Below are 18,022 nucleotides of genomic sequence, written 5' to 3'. Positions count from 1 at the left end.
GACTCCGGGTATTCGTCGCGGTTTTCATATCGAGGATGTGAGTCATGAAGCGCCATCAATCCGGATTCGGCGCATAAACGGGCGCGCTATTCGCGAAGTAAATGCCGTGCGGCGAGCGGCCCACCGCGATCGTGTCGATCAACTGGCGCGTGTTGAGGTCGATGATCCCCACGTGCTTCGCAAAGCGGAACGTGACCCAGAGGTAGCGCTTGTCGGCCGAAAGCTCCATGTCGTCGGGGCCGGGACGCAGGCCCGTGATGTCGCCGACCTTCGTGAGCGTCGTGTAGTCGATGATGCTGATCGTGCTTTCCACACGATTCGACACGACCACGTGCTTGCCGTCGTCGAGATTGCGGAAGTTGTGCGCACCGCGGCCGGTCTGGATCTTTTTCACGAGCGTGCGGTTGTGCCAGTCCACCACGGCCACATTGTCCTCGCCCGTCATGCCGACGAGCAGGTATTTGTCGCCGGGCGTCATCCACAGGCCCGCGGGCGTGTTGCCCACGTGCAGCTTCCACAGCACCGTTTGCGTCGGCAGGTCGATCGCCGCGACTTCGCCCGTGTCCTGCAGCGTGACGAATGCGGTCTTGTTGTCCGAGGCGAACGTGATGTGGCTCGGCGTCTTCGCAAGCGGGATGCGCTTCGCGAGCGTCACGTCCTGGCCGTTGTAGCGGTAGATGTCCACGCGGTCGAGGCGCAGGCCTGCCGTCACGAACCACTTGTGGTCGGGCGAGAAGCCGAGCTGGTAAGGATCTTCGATATCTTCCACGCGGCGCTGGACCTTGCCCGTGTGCGGATCGAGAAACATCAGGTCGTTCGAGACCGAGTCGGCCACGATGAGCGACTTGCCGTCGGGCGTGATCATCAGGTGATGCGGTTCCTTGCCGGTGGGCTCGGTGCCGACCACGGTGCGGCTCGCCTCGTCGATGAGCGAGAGCTTCGCCTCGCCCGAGTCGAGCACGATGACCTTGTCGTCGGCGTGGGCGAATGCGCCCCATGCGAGACCGCCCATCAGCAATGCGGCTGCTAGCGTTGTTTTCATGCGACCCGGCGTAATCGAATAGATTGGAAAGTGAGGCATTTCGTAAGGAAGAATGGGCAGCGAAAGCGCGCTGTGCCGGTTTGTGCTGAGATAGCAGCGCAAGGCAGGCGCGCGGATTGCCTGCTTAACGCTCGAGCGCACGATTTCGATGACGCATATGCAGGCTCAGTTGCGTGCGTCATGAAAAAAGGCTGTGCGTACAGACCCCATCTCGCGCGAGAAGTTGCATGGATCGCCGCACCCGCGAAGACAGCATCGAAGGCACGACCGACGGCCTCACGCGCAGCACGGCCGCCGCAGTGCGCGAGGCACTCGAAGGACGCCGCCGTGGCGTCGCCCTTCTGCTGCCGCTCGCCGGTCCCGCAGTGGTCGTCTCGGTCGCGTACATCGACCCCGGCAACTTCGCGACCAACATCCAGGCCGGCGCGCGTTACGGCTATGCGCTGCTGTGGGTCGTGGTGCTCGCCAACGTGATCGCCATGCTGTTCCAGGGCCTTTCCGCGAAGCTCGGCATCGCCACGGGGCGCAATCTGGCCGAGCTGTGCCGCGACAGCCTGCCCGCGCCGCTCGTGTGGCTCATGTGGGCCGTGAGCGAAATCGCGGCCATGGCAACCGATCTGGCCGAATTCCTCGGCGGCGCGATCGGTCTCTCGCTGCTGCTGCATCTGCCGCTCCTCGTGGGCATGGCCGTGACGGCCGTCGTGACCTATGCGCTGCTGTTCCTCGAACGCGCAGGCTTCCGGCCGCTCGAACTCGTGATCGGGGCGCTCGTGGGCGTGATCGGCGTGTGTTATCTGCTGGAGCTCTTCATCACGCCAATCGAATGGCCGAGCCTGCTGCGCCACCTCGCCACGCCGCGCCTGCCCGACGCGCAAGCCGTGATGATCGCGGTGGGCATCATCGGCGCGACGGTCATGCCGCACACGCTCTTCCTGCATTCGGGGCTCACCCAGGCGCGCGTGCTCGCGCGCAACGACACCGAGCGCGCGCGCCTCGTGAGGTTTTCCAACGTCGAGGTCGTGGTCGCGCTTTCCATCGCGGGGCTCATCAACATGGCGATGGTGGTGATGGCCTCGGGCGCATTCCACCTGGGCTATGCGGACGTCGCCGAGATCGAGACCGCCTACCGCACGCTCGCGCCGCTCTTGGGCGCGGCCGCGGCCGGCATCTTTCTCGTCTCGCTGATCGTCTCGGGCATTTCGAGCTCGGTGGTCGGCACGCTCGCCGGCCAGATGATCATGCAGGGCTTCGTGAACTTTCGCATTCCGCTGTGGCTGCGCCGCGCCGTGACGATGGTGCCGAGCTTCGTCGTGGTGGCGCTCGGCGTGAACGCCACCCAGGCGCTCGTCGTGAGCCAGGTCGTGCTGAGCCTCGCGCTGCCGTTTCCGATGGCCGCGCTCGTGTGGTTCACGTGCCGTCGCGACGTCATGGGGCCGCATCGTAACCGCGTGCTGACGGCTGCGGGGGCCGTCGCGGGCGCGGCAATCGTGCTCGCGCTCAATGCCGCGCTGGTGCTGGAAACCTTTGGCGTGGCGCTGCCTGGGCTCGGGTGAATCGCGGGTGAAGGTCAGTCGAATGCCGGAAGAACGCCGAATCCATGCATGGCGAACGGCTGGGGCGAACGATCGTGGTGAAACTACCGGGTTGAACGACCAGGGTTGAACGGCCGGGGTGAACGACCGGGTTCCACAACCGAGACGAACCGCCGGAGTGAACGGCCGGTCGGTTTATCGAAGTAGAGTCTCGCGCGGCGGGCCGTTTGCGCTATGCGTGCAAACTCGCGCGAAACCATGCACCATTAGCGTTTCGCCGTGCCCGCTCTCGCAGCGGGTGCGGGTTTTACAACCGCGCGCCGCGGTCATGCCTGAAAGCATTACCCGAGCGCGCGCCACCTCCGACCTGCCATGACGAATCAGCCTGCCCAAGCCGTGCCCGAACAGCCCGTCGACATGATCATTTTCGGCGGCGGAGGCGACCTGGCCGCGCGCAAACTGCTGCCGGCGCTCTACATGGCGCATCTGCACGGCAACCTGCCGCCCGAAACGCGCATCATCGCCGTGGGCCGCAAGAACTGGTCGATCGACGACTATCGCAAGTTCATGGAAGAGCAGTCGCGCCCGTTCATCGACGCGAAAGCTTTCGATGCGCAAGCATGGGACCGCTATCTGAACCTGTTCCAGTACGTGATCATCGACGTGAACGATCCCGCCTCTTACGCGCACCTGAAGGCGGCGTCGCGCGAGCATGCGCTGCGCGTGTTCTATCTCTCCACGTCGCCCGAACTGTTCACGACGATTTGCGACAACCTCTCGGCAGGCGGTCTCCTCGACAGCAGTTCGCGCGTCGTGCTGGAGAAGCCGCTCGGCCACGATCTCGCCTCGGCGCAGGAGATCAACGAGTTGGTGGGCAAGCATTTCGCCGAATCGCAGATCTACCGGATCGACCACTATCTGGGCAAGGAAACGGTGCAGAACCTGATGGTGCTGCGCTTCGGCAACCCGATCTTCGGGCCGCTGTGGCAGGCGCCGTACATTCGCAGCGTGCAGATCACCGTGGCGGAAACGGTGGGCGTGGGCAGCCGCGCGGGCTTCTACGATCACACGGGCGCACTGCGCGACATGGTGCAGAACCACCTGCTGCAACTGCTGTGCATCGTGGCCATGGAGCCGCCCCTCTCGCTCGACCCGGACGCCGTGCGCGACGAGAAGCTCAAGGTGCTGCGCTCGCTGCGCCCAATGTCGCTCGCCGACATCGCGCGCGACACCGTGCGCGGCCAGTACGCCGCAGGCGCCGTGGACGGCCAGCCGGTGAAGGGCTACCTCGAAGAAGACAACGTGCCGCCCGACAGCAAGGCGGAAACCTTCGTGGCGCTGCGCGCGCACATCAACAACTGGCGCTGGGCCAACGTGCCGTTCTTCCTTCGCACCGGCAAGCGGTTGCAGAAGCGCCAGTCGGAGATCGTGATCGAATTCGCCGACCTGCCGTTCTCGATCTTCCCGAGCGGCCCGCGCAATTACGGCAACCGTCTCGTGATCCAGCTTCAACCCGAAGAATCGATCCAGTTACAGATGCTCGCGAAGGAACCGGGCAGCGGCATGAACATGCTGCCCGTGAACCTGAATCTGGACCTCCAGCAGGCCATTCCCGAGCGCCGCGCGGAGGCGTACGAGCGCCTGCTGATCGACGTGATTCGCGGACGCCTCACGCACTTCATGCGCCGCGACGAACTCGAAGCCGCATGGAAATGGGTCGAGCCGATTCTCAATGGCTGGAAGGAACTGAACGACCGCCCGCGCACTTATACGTCGGGCACGTTCGGACCGGCGGCATCCTCGGCGCTGCTCGCGCGCGAGAACCTTTCGTGGGCCGAAGAGGCGTGATCTGAAACGTCAGCGCCGCGCTCCGCGCGCGGCGCTTTCACCCGGCTTTCCCTATTGCTGGTCGCCAGGACTGGGACGAAAGAGGTCGAACCCCGCGAACACGATCACGCCGCTCAGCGCCATCAACGGCACGGAATGACGCCCGATAAAAAGAACAGCGGCCGCAAGCCACGTCGAAATACAAAAAGCGCCGATGCGCCGCATGATGAAACCCCAAACTGTTTAATGCCTTTGCGCACGCGGGACGAAATCTCGCCCTGCTAATTTCGCCCTGCTGTATCAGCCCAACGTGGCGCGCGCCGCGCGCAGACGCGAAACCGTATCGACGAATGCCTCGCCGCCCAGCGTTCGCTTCATGCGGCTCGCAACCGTCGCACTCGCGGCGGTGAGGGCCTCGCGAATCGCGATGGCCTGCGCCGTGGGCACGATCGCCACTTCGCGCCCGTCGTCTTCGGTTCGCTGGCGCTCAACATAGCCACGCGCCTCGAGACCGTCGAGCACACGCGTGGCCGTGGGCCGCGCGATGGCGAGCAGGTCCGCCAGTTCGCGTTGCAGCGAGCCTGGCCGCTCCAGCACCGCGCGCAGCATGAAGCCCTGCGGCGGCGTGAGCTCGAAGCGCTCGAAGGCTTCTGCCCATTCGCGCTCCAGACGCCGCGCGAGCGCCGTCGTGTTGAAGTAAAGGCAATGATCGAACATGGCGAGAGGATAACCCGATATCGTTAGCTATGCAACGATCTGCGGGTATGGCGCGCGCATCGTAAGCCGCTTTTCAAAGTTCTCCTATGCACCCCTTATCACCGAAATCGAACGACCGGACGAATTCGTGCCGCATCCGTTATGATGCGAAGGGATCGTCATCGTCTTACCGTCGTTCATCATATTCACGGAGACATCGATGCAAATGCGCTGTTACTGCGTTACCCATCACGGCAAGCCACTCGAACTCGTCGAACGCGACGTGCCTCAACCCAAGGGCACCGAGGTGCTGGTGCGCGTGAAAGCCGCGGGCCTGTGCCACTCCGACCTGCACATCTGGGAGGGCTATTACGACCTGGGCGGCGGCAAGAAGCTCTCGCTCGCGGACCGCGGCATCAAGCTGCCGCTCACGCCGAGCCACGAAATTTGCGGCGAAGTCGTCGCGCTCGGGCCGGATGCGCTCGAAGCAGCGGAAACGGTGGCGGCGGGCACGCTCGCGGTCGTGCATCCGTGGATCGGCTGCGGTGAATGCGCGGCCTGCAGGCGCGGCGAGGAGAACATCTGCGCGAAGCCGCAATCGCTGGGCGTGCTGCGCGATGGCGGCTTCGCCGACTACGTGATCGTGCCGCATCCGCGCTATCTCGTCGATCTCGCCGGCCTCGATCCCGCTAAGGCCGCGCCGCTCGCCTGCGCGGGCGTGACCACGTATTCGGCGGTGAAGAAGTTCGGCGCGCGCATTCACGAGGGCCCCGTGGTCGTGATCGGCGCGGGCGGCCTCGGCATGATGGCGCTCGAAGTGCTCAAGGCTCTCGGCGCACAGGGCGCGATTGTCGTCGACGTGGACCCTGCCAAGCGCGAAGCCGCGCTCGCGGCCGGTGCGCTCGCGGCCATCGACGCGCGCGCGAACGACGCCGTGCAGCAGATCATCGAAGCGACCGGCGGCGGCGCCCGCGCGGTGCTCGATCTCGTGGGCGCGACGCCCACGGTGAAGCTCGGGCTGGACTGCTGCGCGCGCGGCGGCCACGTGGTGATCGTCGGCCTGATGGGCGGCGACCTCACGCTCTCGCTGCCCATCATCCCGATGCGGCCGCTGAGGATCGAGGGCAGCTACGTGGGCACCCTGCCCGAGCTGCGCGAGCTCGTGACGCTGATGCGCGAAGGCAGGATGCAGCCCTCGCCCGTCACGAAGCGGCCGCTCACGGAAATCAACGAGGCGTTCGAAGCGCTTGCGCAGGGCAAGGTGGTCGGGCGCCAGGTGCTCGTGCCCTGAGCGCGGTGCGCGAGCGTTTGCCTCGACGCCACGTTCAGGCGCGCTCGCCGCTCCATTGTTGGTATCGCGCAGTCAATCTACGCGTACGAATCTGGTCCATCACGAGGCTATAGACAGGCGAATAGCAGGCCCGTGGGCGTCGGCCTGCAGCAATCGCGCGCAGGCGGCGCTTCACGATCGCCATCGTGGCAAGACCGGCAACGGCCTTGTCCCGCCACCGAACCTGAACGAGCGGCGCGTCGATGTGCTGCCCCTCGCGCCAGCGATTCGGCAGATCCGGCACGCAGGCCAGCGCGCTCGCCATGCCGACGACGGCGACTCCTTCGTTCAATACCGCTTCGGCGACCGGCTGCCGGCGAATGCCGCCCGTCGTCATGACCGGCATCGCGGCGACGGCGGCGATGTCGCGCGCAAACGTGAGGAAATATGCCTCGCGCGCAAGCGTGCGGCCATCTGCGGTGTGGCCTTGCATCGCGGGGCTTTCGTAGCTTCCGCCGGAGAGTTCGATGAGATCGACCGCGCTCGCGTTGAGCCATAGCACGATTTGCCGGGCCTCGAGTTCGGAGAAGCCGCCGCGCTGGAAGTCGGCGGAATTGATCTTGATACCGACGCCGAATCCGGCGCCGACGCGCCCGCGCACCGCCTGCACGACCGATAGCAGCAGCCTTGCCCGGTTCTCCAGCGAACCGCCCCATGCGTCGCTGCGCCGGTTGGTCAGCGGCGACAGGAACTGCGATATCAGGTAGCCGTGCGCCGCATGAATCTGAACGCCGTCGAACCCGGCCATTTCGGCCGCCGCCGCCGTGTCGGCGAAGCGTTCGATCACCTCGTGGATCTGGGCCACGGACATCTCCTGCGGCTCGGCAAACAGCTTGCTGTGGCGGCCAAGATCGAGCGGCACCGAGGAAGGCGCCCACGCGTGGCGGCTCAACGCCGCGTACACCTGACGCCCCGGATGATTGATCTGCATCCAGATCCGCGCGCCATGCTCGCGCGCGCCAGCCGCCCACCTCCTGAACGGCTCGAGCGGCGTGTCGCGCTCCAGCACGACGCCGCCGGGGCCGGTGAGCGCTCTCGCGTCGATCATCACATTCCCGGTGATCAGCAAACCCGCACCGCCGCTTCCCCACTCCGAATAGAGGCGCCAAAGCGCCGGGCCCGGCAATTGACCGGCATCGGAAAGATTTTCCTCCATCGCAGCCTTGGCGATACGGTTGGGCAAGGTGCTGCCATTGGGCAGCTTCAGCGGCGTGAACAACGAGGTTGTCATCTGAAGGACTCTTCGGTGAGCGTGATTCACCTATACTAAGTTTCAAGTGCACTTTAAGGTCAAGCACAATGAAAATCGGAGAACTGGCGGCACACATCGGCATGACCACGTCCGCGATCCGCTTCTATGAGCAGTGCGGACTGTTGCCACCGGCTCGCAGGGGACCGAATGGCTACCGGATTTACGACGCAGCGGCCGCCGAGCGACTGCAACAGATCCGGATGGCCCAGCGGCTCGGTTTCTCGCTCGAAGAGATGCGCAACGCGTGCACGGACATCCAGGCGTTCTCCAAGGAGGGGCTGCTCAAGCGGATCGACCAGCGTTTGCGCGAGATAGACGCACTTCGTGCGCAACTGGATGGACAACGCACCGAGCTGTGCGAAATTCGCGACTCGCTCGAGGCCGAGTGGGCGGCGGGCAGGTGCTTCAGGATCGAGGAGCGTGAACCGCTGCAATCCGACATCTCATGATGGCCCCGGCTCGCTCGAGGAGCCCGGCGTCATGGTGGCCCACCGGTCCATATCGTTCGAAGTCCGTATTGATCGCGGCCGCCGCAAATGCATTGCAATAAACTGGATCCGTCGCGGAGGAACATGGGAAAGCCATCGAAGACGGCATTCTTCTCTGCAGCCCGCGCGTGGGACTGGCAAAGTGTGACAGCGCTGCTGGTTGCGGCTCCGGAACTCGTCGAAACAAGCGACCTACAAGGACATGCCGCCTTGCATCGGGCATGCGCAGTCAAACCCGGCAGCAACCCCGCACTGCATGAGCCGAATGGAATCAGGACTGTCACAGCTCTGCTCGACGCGGGTGCAGACCTCGAACGCGCAGTTCCGATGGACGAGGCCGAAGGCGATTTTCGAGCTACGCCACTCTGGTATGCGGTAGCCCGTGGAGAGAATTTTCCGCTGGTCGAGTTCCTTCTGCGGCGTCGCGCCAACGCCAGCTATTCGCTCTGGGCGGCGGTATGGCGCGACGATGAGATGGTCTGTCGTGCGTTGCTGAAGTCGAGGCCGAACCTGAATCTCCAGGCGCATGGCGAAACGCCCATCTTCTACGCAGCAAGGCTCAAACGGCTCGCCACATTGGCCATGCTGATCGACGCGGGAGCGGACCCGTCAATCGTGGACCCGAAAGGTCGTGACGCCCTCACGATCGCCCGGGAACGCAGGCTACCGGAACAAATCATCGAAAAGCTGGAGTCGCTGCGGCACAAGCTGCACGGCCCTCTTCCTAAACGAGCCTGATAACAGCGAGCGCTGCTGCCCGTCTCCCATCGCACAGGGCCCGCGGCTTCGATCCGCACGTCGATATGCCTGCGTGCGCAAACCGGCGTGGCTTACGGTTGCATGCAACTCACAAGGCGTCTGCAAGCGGCCCGCAAGACTCGTGCCGCCTTCATCGGGCTGGCTTCATTGGCCACGCTTCATCGGTCGAACAGGGGCGACGTTTGCGCTCAATTCGGGCCGTCGCCCCGGCACGACCTGTCGTAAGCTCGACATGGCTCATTGTTCGTGCGCCGCAAGCACCGCGCCCTGTCCCTTACGATTTTCACCGTGACCACATCGACGCCCCTCGCGCCCGACCTCGACGACATCCTGCGCGAAGCGAATGCGCATAGCGAAGCGCACCGCTTCGCCGAAGCGCTCGCGTTGCTCGAACCGCTCGTCGGCCAGCAGACAGCCGACGACGCGACACTCGCGCCCGCGCTCAATCTCGCCGCGCTCTGCGCAACGGGCACGGGCGACGCAGCGCGCGCCCAGGCGCTCTGGCTGCGCTGTCTCGCGGCAAAGCCGGATTTCGCGCAGGCGTACAGCGGCCTCGCTGCCCTCTTCGCGACGCTTGGCTTGCTCGCTCAGGCGCAGGCGCTCTATGAGCGGCTATTGAACCTGACGCCCGCCGACGCCGACGCGCGCAGCAACCTTGCCGTGGTGCTCCAGCGCCAGGGGCGTCACGCCGAAGCGCAAGCCGCCTTTCGCGCCGTGCTCGCGCAGCGCCCCGACCACGCGGACGCGAATTACAACCTCGGCCTCCTGCTGCAGGGGCAAGGCCGAACGGACGAAGCCGAAAGCGCGTTTCGCGCCGCCATCGCCGCGAACGCGCGCCATGCGAAGGCGTACAACGGCCTCGGCGTGCTGCTGCGAGACCAGCGGCGAGCCGACGACGCTGCGGAGGCATTTCGCCAGGCACTCCTGATTCAGCCGCAGTATCCGGAAGCGCTCAACAATCTCGCCACGCTGCTCAAGACGTCCGGGCGGCTCGCCGAAGCCGAACTCGCGGTACGCCTCGCGCTTCAGATACGCCCCAATTTCGTGGACGCGCACAACAACCTTGGTTGCGTGCTCACCGATCTCAAGCGCCTGCCGGAAGCCGAGGCCGCCTTTCGCCAGACGCTCGCGCTCGCGCCAAATCACACCGAGGCGCATTACAACCTTGGCGTCGCGCTGCACACGCTAGAGCGCATGCCCGAAGCGGAAGCGGCCTACCGCGAGACGCTGCGCCGCCTGCCTGGTCGCGTCGAGGCCTGGAACAATCTCGCCTGCGTATTGATGGCGCTCGGGCGCCGCAGTGAAGCGCTCGATGCGCTAAACGAAGCACTTGCCGCGCGACCCGATTTCGCCGAGGCGCACTTCAATGTCGCGAGCCTGCACAAAGAATATGGCCGCCTCGACGAAGCGGAAGCAGCCTATCGCCGTGCGATCGCCGCCAGCCCCGAATACGGCGACGCGGAATTCCGCCTCGCCACGCTGCTCATCAGCATGGGCCGTTTCGAGGAGGGCTTCGCGCGCTACGAATGCCGCTACACGATGCCCGGATTCGTGCATCACGCGACGCAGCGCATGGTGCAATGCCCCGTCTGGCAAGGCGAACCGCTGGCCGGCAAATCGCTGCTGCTGTGGCAGGAAGACGGCCTCGGCGACATGCTGCAGTTCGGTCGCTATGCGCGCGTGCTCAAGGCGCAGGGCGTGGTGCATGTCGCGTTCGCCTGCCTCGCGCCGCTGCATCGGCTCTTTAGCGGCGTCGAAGGCATCGACGCCGTGCTCGACCACGAGGCCGCGGCGGCCGCATCCGGAAAGTTCGACTACTGGGTGAGCCCGATCAGCGTGCCCCATCGTCTGCACACGACGCTCGACACGATCCCCGCGCCGCTCGCCTGGAAGCCGGAGCCCGCGCTTCTCGAACACTGGGGCGCGCGCCTCGCCACGCTGGCGCCGGGCCCGCGCATCGGCCTCGTGTGGAAGGGCAACCCCAAGCATCACAACGACGCGCACCGCTCGCTGCCGTCGCTCGCCGCACTCGCGCCGCTCTGGAACGTGCCGGGGCTGCAGTTCGTGAGTCTGCAGAAAGGTCAGGGGGAAGATGAAGCCCGCAATCCACCCGTGAGCCTGCCGCTGCTGCACCTCGGCACGGACGTGAGCGATTTTGTCGACACCGCGGCCATCATCGCGCAGCTCGATCTCGTGATCTGCGTGGATACGTCCACCGCGCATCTGGCCGCCTCGGTCGGCAAGCCATGCTGGGTGTTGCTGCCGCATTACGATCCGGACTGGCGCTGGATGCACGAGCGCGATGATTCGCCCTGGTATCCGGGCACGATGCGCCTGTTCCGCCAGCGCCTCGACGAAGCATGGAGTGCGGTATTGGAGCGCGTGCGCGTGGCGTGCGCCGAACGGTTCGGGGTTTGAGGTTGAATGGCGAGGCGCCAGGACGGCGCCTCAGTCCCACATGTTTCGGAACGCTACGGCGACGATCACCGGCACGCACATCACGAGCGGAATGGCGAAGTACGGAACCTCCATGTCGACGACCCACTTGTAGACGATCCAGCCGATGCCGAGCGCGAGCGTGAGCACGCCCACGAGCGCCGTGAGGGTGTTCAGCAGCCAGGTGGGCGGCTGCTTGCGCGCGGGTTCCTTCGTGGGTGACGGTTTCATGGCAATGGCGATAGCGGGAACGTCTCGATCCGGACTGCGGGTGTCGGCTATTTTACTCCTCGCCTCGGGGCCGGCGCGCATCGAGAAATTGGCCCCCAGGCGCAGCGCAGCGGCTGCATTACCCCGGAGGTAATCGATTCTGCGCTCGGCGCGCCCTACTCTCGTAAGCGCTAGCCCACCCCTTCCTGCTCACGAGGACTGCCGTGACCGCCTACGCCATCGCCCATCTGCACGACGTCGAACCGTGCCCCGCCATCGTCGAGTATCTGGAGAAGATCGACGCCACGCTCGCGCCTTATGGCGGCCGCTTCGTCATTCACGGCGGCCGCGTCGAACGGCTCGAAGGCAAGTTCTCGGGCGACCTCATCATGATCGAATTCGCGAGCCGCGAACTCGCGCGCCAGTGGTATCGCTCGAGCGCCTACCAGGCGATCCTGCCGCTGCGTACGCAGCACGCGCGCGGCGAAGTCCTGCTGATCGATCAGGTCGAAATGCCGCACCGCGCCACCGATGTGCTGCGCCCCACTCACGACAACGACGCGTCCAACACCTGAGCGCGAAGCGAAAGCATTTCGCTAACCAGCAGTCCTCAGCGGATGTATTCCCTGCGGCGCGCTTGCCAGGCAATTTCTCTTGCACGCAAACGTTCTCGCGTGTTTCACAATTCTTTCTTCATCGGCGACGAAACTATGCGCGACCCATCCCCGCAGAACGGATGCGCACATGAGAATACGCCTTCATACCCGCGCGGCGCTTCGCCGGGCACGTCGAAAATGGCAAGCCGAGCATCAGCGATCCGGCGGCGGTTGCGCCCGTCACGCAGTTTGGCTGAGCGCGAAGCCTCGTTTCGGAGTGCAGACGACTTCCGAATTCCAGTCGGGCATCGAACTGTTCTTCCTGGCCCTGGCCTCGCCAGGTGGGCAGGCACGCCGCGCCATGGCTCCGTAACCCGGCCGACGGAGTTCCGGGCAACTTCGAAATGGGCTTCGGCAGCTACCTGCCTTCGCTCGGGCAGACGGGTGACGACGACACCGGCACGCCGAAGGGCTGAATCGCTTCTCGCAACACGTGCTGCGCGCGCCGGCACAGCACGTGTTCTGTTTGTTCTTGAAGGCTGAGCAACAGCGAGCGAGCGCGTCGCGGCCGGGCAGGCTGTTACGCCTACGCGGCCGGGTCGTCTAGCGCGTCGACGAGCGAGCGCCGCCCCGCTTCGAGGATTTCGTCCGCGAAGGCCGGATCGGTGCCGGCGATCGCGCGCGACAGCAAGAGCGCCCCCACCATCTGACTGAACTTCGCGATCGCGTCGCTACGGGTCTGTTCGGTCGTCACGCCTTCGGGGGCGATCATGCGTTCCAGCCGCTCGAGATACGCGGCGAGGCCGCGCGCATAGCGCTCGCGCGCGGCGTCGGTCATGCGCGGCGCGTCGCCCGCGAAGCCCGACAGCGCGCACCCGGCCTCGACGTTGTCGCGGTGCGCAGTCGAAAGATAGCGCGCCGCCTGCTTCTCGAGGCTGCCTGCATTCGGCGAATCCGCGCGGTCCTGCATCGCCTTTTCCATCACCGCGGCAACCAGCGCGTCCTTCGACTTGAAGTGGTTGTAGAAGCCGCCCTGCGTGAAGCCGGCCTCCTTCATCAGCTCCGTCAGCCCCACGGCGTCCACGCCGCGCACGCGAAACAGCCGCTCGGCGGCCGCGACGATCGCGTTCCGGTTCTCGGCGGCCTGCTGTCTTGAGACGCCCATCGATACCTCCCTGATTCCGACGATCGCGTCGATTGGAAAACACAATTTCGATCACCATTGACATGTGCGCGCAGCGCTGACACAATGCGCCGCAGAGACGATGGTGATCGACATTGACACGAAGTGTAGCCGACTTTCGCGAACAACGCGAAGCCACGCCGACGCGGCACGCGCGGCAGACCATCGATGTCCTGGGGACAGGTGTGCGGCGGATCTTGCCGGCCGCCTGGCGGAGCAACGGTTCGGTACGCAACGGCAGGTTCGTTTTCACTGGATCTCACTTGCGCGGCGAACCGGCGCGCAGGCGATTCATCATGCGAAAGGAAGGGTTATGAAGATCGAAGGTGCTGTCGTTTTCGTGACGGGCGCGAACCGTGGGCTTGGCCTCGAGTTCGCCAAACAGGCGCTCGAAAAAGGGGCCCGAAAGGTTTATGCGGGCGCCCGCGATCCGGCTAGCGTGACGCTGCCGGGCGTCGTGCCCGTGAAGCTCGACGTGACCGATCCGGCGGCCGTAGCCGCAGCCGCCGAAGCGGCGCGCGACGTCACGCTGCTGATCAACAACGCGGGCATCGCGCGGTTCGGCAGCCTGACGGACGACGGCGCGACCGACGCGCTGCGCGACCACCTCGAAACCAACGTGTTCGGGATGCTGGCGATGTCGCAGGCGTTCGCGGGGAACCTCGCGGGCAACGGCGGCGGCGCGATCCTGAACGTGCTCTCCGTCGCGAGCTGGGTGAACCGGCCGATCCTGTCGGGCTACGGCGTGTCGAAGTCGGCCGCGTGGGCGGTGACCAACGGCCTGCGTCATTCGCTGCGCGAGCAGCACACGCAGGTCGTCGCGCTGCATGCCGGCTTCATCGATACGGACCTCACGCGCGAGCTGGAAGTGCCGAAGGCAACGCCGGCCGACGTCGTGCAGCAAGCCTACGACGCAATCGAGGCGGGCGCAGAGGAAGTGTCCACCGACGACTTCACGCGGCAAGTGAAGGCCGGGCTCTCGGCGGGCGTGTATCTGAACGAGCCGACGCCACGCTGACGCCGACGCTACCGCCGCAGCCGCCGCAGCCGTCGCCCATCGCCCGCCGCGCGCGTTCGCACGCGACAGGCACACCGTGACACCAACGACGTCGTTTAGATGCCGCGGCGACAGTAACTGTTCGCACTGCTAACACATTCGTATGGGCAAGAGCGAACGCGGCTCTTGCCGGCAGACCGGCATGATCGATTTCACCCGCGTGCGTAAGGAGAAGCCCGCAAATGTCCACACTCTTCGACCCCATCCAGATTGGCGCGCTAAAGATGGCGAACCGCATCGTCATGGCACCGGTCACTCGCATGCGAGCGTTCAACGAGCGCAGCCCGGGGCCGCTCAACGCACAACACTACGCTCAGCGCGCAAGTGCGGGCCTCATCATTACCGAAGCCACTTCGGTCACGCCTCAGGGTGTTGGCTACCCCAATACTCCAGGCATCTGGACGGAAAAGCAGGTTGCCGGCTGGAAGGAAGTGATCTCTGCGGTTCACGCAGCCGGCGGCCTGATCGTCTCCCAGTTGTGGCACGTGGGGCGAGTCTCCGATCCTGTCTTCCACGATGGCGAGCCTCCCGTGGCGCCAAGCGCCGTGGCGCCGGAAGGCAACGTCTCCCGCCTGCGGCCGCAGCGGCCCTTCACCGTGCCGCGCGCGCTGAAGACCGAAGAGATTCCCGGCATCGTCGAAGATTTTCGGGCCGGCGCCGCAAATGCCAAACGCGCCGGCTTTGACGGCATCGAACTGCACGCCGCGAATGGCTATCTGTTCGATCAATTTCTGCACGACGGATCGAACCAGCGTACCGACCGCTACGGCGGTTCGATCGAGAACCGCGCGCGCTTTCTTTTCGAGGCGCTCGATGCCGTGCTCACGGTTTGGCCGGCCGGGCGCATTGGCGTGCATCTGAACCTGATGTCCAGTTCGCACTCGATGCACGATTCGAATCCGCGTGCCCTGTTCCAGTATGTCGCTGAGCAACTCGACGCGCGCAACATCGCGTTCATTTTCGCGCGCGAGGGCCTCGATCGCGGCGACAAGCGAATTGGCCACGACGTAAGACGTATCTTCAAGGGGGCTTATATCCTCAATGAAGGCCTGACGCAGGAAAGCGCGCAGTTGGCTATCGGTCGCGGCGAAGCGGACGCCGCTGCATTCGGGCGCGCCTTTATCGCCAACCCTGATCTCGTGGAGCGCTTCAGACGCGGCGCACCGCTCAACGCGGTCAATGCCGAAACGATCTATACGGATGATGCCACCGGCTATAACGACTACCCGTTGCTTGACGACGCCATCGTGAGCATGTGACCGGATTCTGGGGCCATCAGGCCATGCCCCCGCCGCGCGAACCATCGTTGCTCACGCAACGCTCGAGTTCCAATGGCCCGATGCGCCCCGGCTCGTGATCCGAAAAAAAAGCCACCCCCCCAGTCGCGGGCGCTGCTTTTGCCCGTTTCGCCTGCACGTCCTGCAGCCTGCGCGATCCAGTGGCACAATGGGCGCTTCGCATTTTTCGGCCCCGGCTGCGCGCATTGCCGTGCGCGCAGCCGGGGCCGACCGTTGAACCGTTGAAAAGGATCGTCCCATCATGAGTTCCAGCGTGAAGCCTTACCCCGACACCCAGATCTATATCGACGGCGCATGGCGCGCCGGCGCGAAGACGATTCCCGTGATCGACCCCGCAACCGAAGCCGAAATCGGCCGCCTGAGCCTCGCGAGCGAGCAGGACCTGGCGGATGCGGCCACGGCGGCCGAGCGCGCGTTCCGCGAATGGCGCAAGGTCTCGCCGCTCGAGCGCAGCAAGCTGATGCGCCGCGCGGCGCAACTGCTGCGCGATCGCGCCGGCGACATCGCCGCGATCATGACTCGCGAACAAGGCAAGCCGCTCGCCGAATCGAAGCTCGAAACGCTCGCGGGCGGCGACACGATCGACTGGTTCGCCGAAGAAGGCCGCCGCACCTATGGCCGCGTGATTCCGTCGCGCTCGGACGCGGTTCGCCAGATCGTCACGCGCGAGCCCGTGGGCCCCGTCGCAGCCTTCACGCCCTGGAACTTCCCGCTCAATCAGGCCGTGCGCAAGGTTTCGGCTGCGCTCGCCTCGGGCTGTACCGTCGTGCTCAAGGGACCGGAGGAAACGCCGGCCAGCTGCGCCGAACTCGTGAAGGTGTTCGTCGACGCGGGCCTGCCCGCGGGCGTGCTGAACCTCGTGTTCGGCGTGCCTTCCGAAGTGTCGTCGTACCTGATCGCGCATCCCGCCATCCGCAAGATCTCGTTCACGGGCTCGACGCCGGTGGGCAAGCTGCTCGCATCGAAGGCCGGCGAGCACATGAAGCGCGCAACGATGGAACTGGGCGGCCACGCCCCGGCCATCGTGTTCGCCGACGCCGACGTGCCGCGCGCCGCGAAGCTGCTCGCGCTTGCGAAGTTCCGCAATGCCGGCCAGGTGTGCATCTCGCCCACGCGCTTCATGGTGGAAGATGCCGCATACGACGAGTTCGTCGAGCACTTCGTGGCCGCAACGCGCACGATCAAGGTCGGCAATGGCCTCGAAGAGGGCGTGCAGATGGGCCCGCTCGCGAACGATCGCCGCCTCGCGGCCATGGAACGCCTCGTTGCCGACGCGCGCGAACAAGGTGCGAAGGTGCTGACCGGCGGCGAGCGCGTAGGCCGTGAAGGCTACTTCTTCGCGCCGACGGTGCTTACCGACGTGCCGCTTTCGGCGCGCATCATGAACGAAGAGCCGTTCGGCCCGATCGCGCCGATCACGCGCTTTGCACGCTATGAAGACGCCATCGTCGAAGCGAACCGCCTGCCGTACGGCCTCGCCGCGTACGCATACACGCGTTCGAGCGCGACTTCGGCCGCGCTTTCCGATGACGTCGAGACCGGCATGCTGTCGATCAACCATCACGGACTCGCCCTGCCGGAAACGCCGTTCGGCGGCGTGAAGGACTCGGGCTATGGCTCCGAAGGCGGCACCGAAGCGATGGAAGCCTATCTCGTCACGAAGTTCGTGACCGAGCATCGCTGATCGCGTTTCGCGCCGCCCGCGCCTCACGGCGCACAGTGGCGCGAACGTCGAAACGCGCGCGTTTCACGGCTCCGGAAACGCGCGCGGATACTGCGGCAAACCGTCTGCCAGCCGCACCCAGGCCAGCTTTTGCGAAGTCCAGGTGTGATGCTCGGGCGGCGCGTCGTCGGGACGGTCGAGCGTGCCCGTGGCCACGTCGACCTCGCCCGCGAACGCGGCATGCCGGTATGTGAGCGGCGTGCCGCAATCGGCACAGAAGGCCCGCTCGACACTCGGGCTCGACGCATGCGTTTTCGTTGCCCCGGCAACGAGCCGGAACGTGCTCCACGGCACGCTGATCCAGCCGACGAACGGCGCTCCCGATGCACGCCGGCAATCCACGCAGTGACACACCGTGCTGCCGATTGGCTCAGCCGAAATCTCGTAGCGGACCTTTCCGCATGAACAACCGCCAGAAAGCATCACTCCCTCCCTCGCACAGCGATTGCGGCGCATATGCAGTGCACGAATAACGCGCGCTAATCACGCATGTTTGCCGCGTTTCTCATATTGATACGCTTTCAGCACTGTAAACCGGCGTGCGCGAACGCGGTTGCATTACGTGCATGGACGGGTATGGAATAGAAAGCAGG

The 18,022-nt window shown here is 65.4% G+C and carries 18 protein-coding genes; 11 read left to right on the top strand and 7 right to left on the bottom strand.

Annotation, left to right across the window (positions count from 1 at the left end):
• Window positions 1–55: 55 nt before the first annotated feature.
• Window positions 56–1,042, bottom strand: coding sequence for a YncE family protein (locus VMJ11_RS15235; RefSeq protein WP_414694398.1), 987 nt, complete (start codon window positions 1,040–1,042; stop codon window positions 56–58).
• A 227-nt stretch (window positions 1,043–1,269) separates the two neighbouring features.
• On the opposite strand from VMJ11_RS15235, the gene VMJ11_RS15230 reads away from it, so the two are divergent.
• Both VMJ11_RS15230 and zwf read left to right on the top strand, forming a co-directional pair.
• Complete coding sequence (locus VMJ11_RS15230) at window positions 1,270–2,595, top strand: Nramp family divalent metal transporter (RefSeq protein ID WP_325620222.1); 1,326 nt, start codon at window positions 1,270–1,272, stop codon at window positions 2,593–2,595.
• Window positions 2,596–2,946: 351 nt separating this feature from the next.
• Entirely contained in the window at window positions 2,947–4,422 is a 1,476-nt protein-coding gene (gene zwf / locus VMJ11_RS15225; protein WP_325620221.1) for a glucose-6-phosphate dehydrogenase, read from the top strand.
• 51 nt (window positions 4,423–4,473) lie between these two features.
• On the opposite strand, the gene VMJ11_RS15220 is transcribed toward zwf, so the two are convergent.
• Together VMJ11_RS15220 and VMJ11_RS15215 are read right to left on the bottom strand one after the other, a co-directional pair.
• A complete protein-coding gene (locus VMJ11_RS15220) occupies window positions 4,474–4,626 on the bottom strand; it encodes a hypothetical protein (protein ID WP_325620220.1) in 153 nt (50 codons plus the stop codon).
• A 75-nt stretch (window positions 4,627–4,701) separates the two neighbouring features.
• Window positions 4,702–5,118, bottom strand: a complete 417-nt coding sequence (locus tag VMJ11_RS15215) for a MarR family winged helix-turn-helix transcriptional regulator (RefSeq protein ID WP_325620219.1) — start codon at window positions 5,116–5,118, stop codon at window positions 4,702–4,704.
• A gap of 205 nt (window positions 5,119–5,323) precedes the next feature.
• Here VMJ11_RS15215 and VMJ11_RS15210 point away from each other — a divergent pair, with 205 nt between their 5' ends.
• A complete protein-coding gene (locus VMJ11_RS15210) occupies window positions 5,324–6,388 on the top strand; it encodes an alcohol dehydrogenase (protein ID WP_325620246.1) in 1,065 nt (354 codons plus the stop codon).
• 34 nt (window positions 6,389–6,422) lie between these two features.
• Here the strand turns inward: VMJ11_RS15210 and VMJ11_RS15205 are convergent, their stop codons facing one another.
• Window positions 6,423–7,658 carry an NADH:flavin oxidoreductase/NADH oxidase family protein gene (locus tag VMJ11_RS15205; protein ID WP_325620218.1) on the bottom strand — a complete coding sequence of 412 codons (1,236 nt, stop codon included), beginning with the start codon at window positions 7,656–7,658 and terminating at the stop codon, window positions 6,423–6,425.
• Window positions 7,659–7,726: 68 nt separating this feature from the next.
• On the opposite strand from VMJ11_RS15205, the gene VMJ11_RS15200 reads away from it, so the two are divergent.
• The 3 genes from VMJ11_RS15200 to VMJ11_RS15190 all read left to right on the top strand — a co-directional run bounded on the left by VMJ11_RS15200 (window position 7,727) and on the right by VMJ11_RS15190 (window position 11,344).
• The gene (locus VMJ11_RS15200) at window positions 7,727–8,128 is read left to right on the top strand and encodes a MerR family transcriptional regulator (protein ID WP_325620217.1); all 402 of its coding nucleotides are present in this window, start codon (window positions 7,727–7,729) and stop codon (window positions 8,126–8,128) included.
• Window positions 8,129–8,251: 123 nt separating this feature from the next.
• Window positions 8,252–8,905 (top strand): ankyrin repeat domain-containing protein, encoded by a 654-nt coding sequence (locus VMJ11_RS15195; protein WP_325620216.1) that lies wholly within the window; start codon window positions 8,252–8,254, stop codon window positions 8,903–8,905.
• Window positions 8,906–9,214: 309 nt separating this feature from the next.
• The gene (locus VMJ11_RS15190) at window positions 9,215–11,344 is read left to right on the top strand and encodes a tetratricopeptide repeat protein (RefSeq protein WP_325620215.1); all 2,130 of its coding nucleotides are present in this window, start codon (window positions 9,215–9,217) and stop codon (window positions 11,342–11,344) included.
• A gap of 30 nt (window positions 11,345–11,374) precedes the next feature.
• On the opposite strand, the gene VMJ11_RS15185 is transcribed toward VMJ11_RS15190, so the two are convergent.
• A complete protein-coding gene (locus tag VMJ11_RS15185; protein ID WP_325620214.1) occupies window positions 11,375–11,593 on the bottom strand; it encodes a hypothetical protein in 219 nt (72 codons plus the stop codon).
• A gap of 203 nt (window positions 11,594–11,796) precedes the next feature.
• Here VMJ11_RS15185 and VMJ11_RS15180 point away from each other — a divergent pair, with 203 nt between their 5' ends.
• Both VMJ11_RS15180 and VMJ11_RS15175 read left to right on the top strand, forming a co-directional pair.
• Window positions 11,797–12,147, top strand: coding sequence for a DUF1330 domain-containing protein (locus VMJ11_RS15180; protein WP_325620213.1), 351 nt, complete (start codon window positions 11,797–11,799; stop codon window positions 12,145–12,147).
• A gap of 362 nt (window positions 12,148–12,509) precedes the next feature.
• Complete coding sequence (locus VMJ11_RS15175) at window positions 12,510–12,644, top strand: hypothetical protein (protein WP_325620212.1); 135 nt, start codon at window positions 12,510–12,512, stop codon at window positions 12,642–12,644.
• Window positions 12,645–12,754: 110 nt separating this feature from the next.
• Here the strand turns inward: VMJ11_RS15175 and VMJ11_RS15170 are convergent, their stop codons facing one another.
• Complete coding sequence (locus VMJ11_RS15170) at window positions 12,755–13,333, bottom strand: TetR/AcrR family transcriptional regulator (protein WP_325620211.1); 579 nt, start codon at window positions 13,331–13,333, stop codon at window positions 12,755–12,757.
• 331 nt (window positions 13,334–13,664) lie between these two features.
• On the opposite strand from VMJ11_RS15170, the gene VMJ11_RS15165 reads away from it, so the two are divergent.
• The 3 genes from VMJ11_RS15165 (at window position 13,665) to VMJ11_RS15155 (ending at window position 17,390) form a co-directional block, all read left to right on the top strand.
• Entirely contained in the window at window positions 13,665–14,369 is a 705-nt protein-coding gene (locus tag VMJ11_RS15165; protein ID WP_325620210.1) for an SDR family oxidoreductase, read from the top strand.
• Between the two features lie 221 nt (window positions 14,370–14,590).
• A complete protein-coding gene (locus VMJ11_RS15160) occupies window positions 14,591–15,667 on the top strand; it encodes an alkene reductase (RefSeq protein WP_325620209.1) in 1,077 nt (358 codons plus the stop codon).
• A gap of 280 nt (window positions 15,668–15,947) precedes the next feature.
• Complete coding sequence (locus VMJ11_RS15155; protein WP_325620208.1) at window positions 15,948–17,390, top strand: NAD-dependent succinate-semialdehyde dehydrogenase; 1,443 nt, start codon at window positions 15,948–15,950, stop codon at window positions 17,388–17,390.
• Between the two features lie 63 nt (window positions 17,391–17,453).
• Here the strand turns inward: VMJ11_RS15155 and VMJ11_RS15150 are convergent, their stop codons facing one another.
• Entirely contained in the window at window positions 17,454–17,771 is a 318-nt protein-coding gene (locus VMJ11_RS15150) for a GFA family protein (RefSeq protein WP_325620207.1), read from the bottom strand.
• Window positions 17,772–18,022: the final 251 nt, after the last annotated feature.

The organism is Paraburkholderia sp. (assembly GCF_035501035.1).
In the GTDB taxonomy this organism is placed as follows: Bacteria; Pseudomonadota; Gammaproteobacteria; order Burkholderiales; family Burkholderiaceae; genus Paraburkholderia.
Note: the sequence above shows the minus strand (reverse complement) of the source record. Positions and strands in the feature narration are given on the sequence as shown.

Bases quoted from the DNA above. Each gene is read 5' to 3' on its own strand.
- VMJ11_RS15215 (WP_325620219.1), bottom strand. From the start codon at position 5,118: ATGTTCGATCATTGCCTTTACTTCAACACGACGGCGCTCGCGCGGCGT.
- VMJ11_RS15220 (WP_325620220.1), bottom strand. From the start codon at position 4,626: ATGCGGCGCATCGGCGCTTTTTGTATTTCGACGTGGCTTGCGGCCGCT.
- zwf (WP_325620221.1), top strand. From the start codon at position 2,947: ATGACGAATCAGCCTGCCCAAGCCGTGCCCGAACAGCCCGTCGACATG.
- VMJ11_RS15165 (WP_325620210.1), top strand. From the start codon at position 13,665: ATGAAGATCGAAGGTGCTGTCGTTTTCGTGACGGGCGCGAACCGTGGG.
- VMJ11_RS15230 (WP_325620222.1), top strand. From the start codon at position 1,270: ATGGATCGCCGCACCCGCGAAGACAGCATCGAAGGCACGACCGACGGC.
- VMJ11_RS15170 (WP_325620211.1), bottom strand. From the start codon at position 13,333: ATGGGCGTCTCAAGACAGCAGGCCGCCGAGAACCGGAACGCGATCGTC.
- VMJ11_RS15235 (WP_414694398.1), bottom strand. From the start codon at position 1,042: ATGAAAACAACGCTAGCAGCCGCATTGCTGATGGGCGGTCTCGCATGG.
- VMJ11_RS15195 (WP_325620216.1), top strand. From the start codon at position 8,252: ATGGGAAAGCCATCGAAGACGGCATTCTTCTCTGCAGCCCGCGCGTGG.
- VMJ11_RS15185 (WP_325620214.1), bottom strand. From the start codon at position 11,593: ATGAAACCGTCACCCACGAAGGAACCCGCGCGCAAGCAGCCGCCCACC.
- VMJ11_RS15155 (WP_325620208.1), top strand. From the start codon at position 15,948: ATGAGTTCCAGCGTGAAGCCTTACCCCGACACCCAGATCTATATCGAC.
- VMJ11_RS15205 (WP_325620218.1), bottom strand. From the start codon at position 7,658: ATGACAACCTCGTTGTTCACGCCGCTGAAGCTGCCCAATGGCAGCACC.
- VMJ11_RS15210 (WP_325620246.1), top strand. From the start codon at position 5,324: ATGCGCTGTTACTGCGTTACCCATCACGGCAAGCCACTCGAACTCGTC.
- VMJ11_RS15160 (WP_325620209.1), top strand. From the start codon at position 14,591: ATGTCCACACTCTTCGACCCCATCCAGATTGGCGCGCTAAAGATGGCG.
- VMJ11_RS15200 (WP_325620217.1), top strand. From the start codon at position 7,727: ATGAAAATCGGAGAACTGGCGGCACACATCGGCATGACCACGTCCGCG.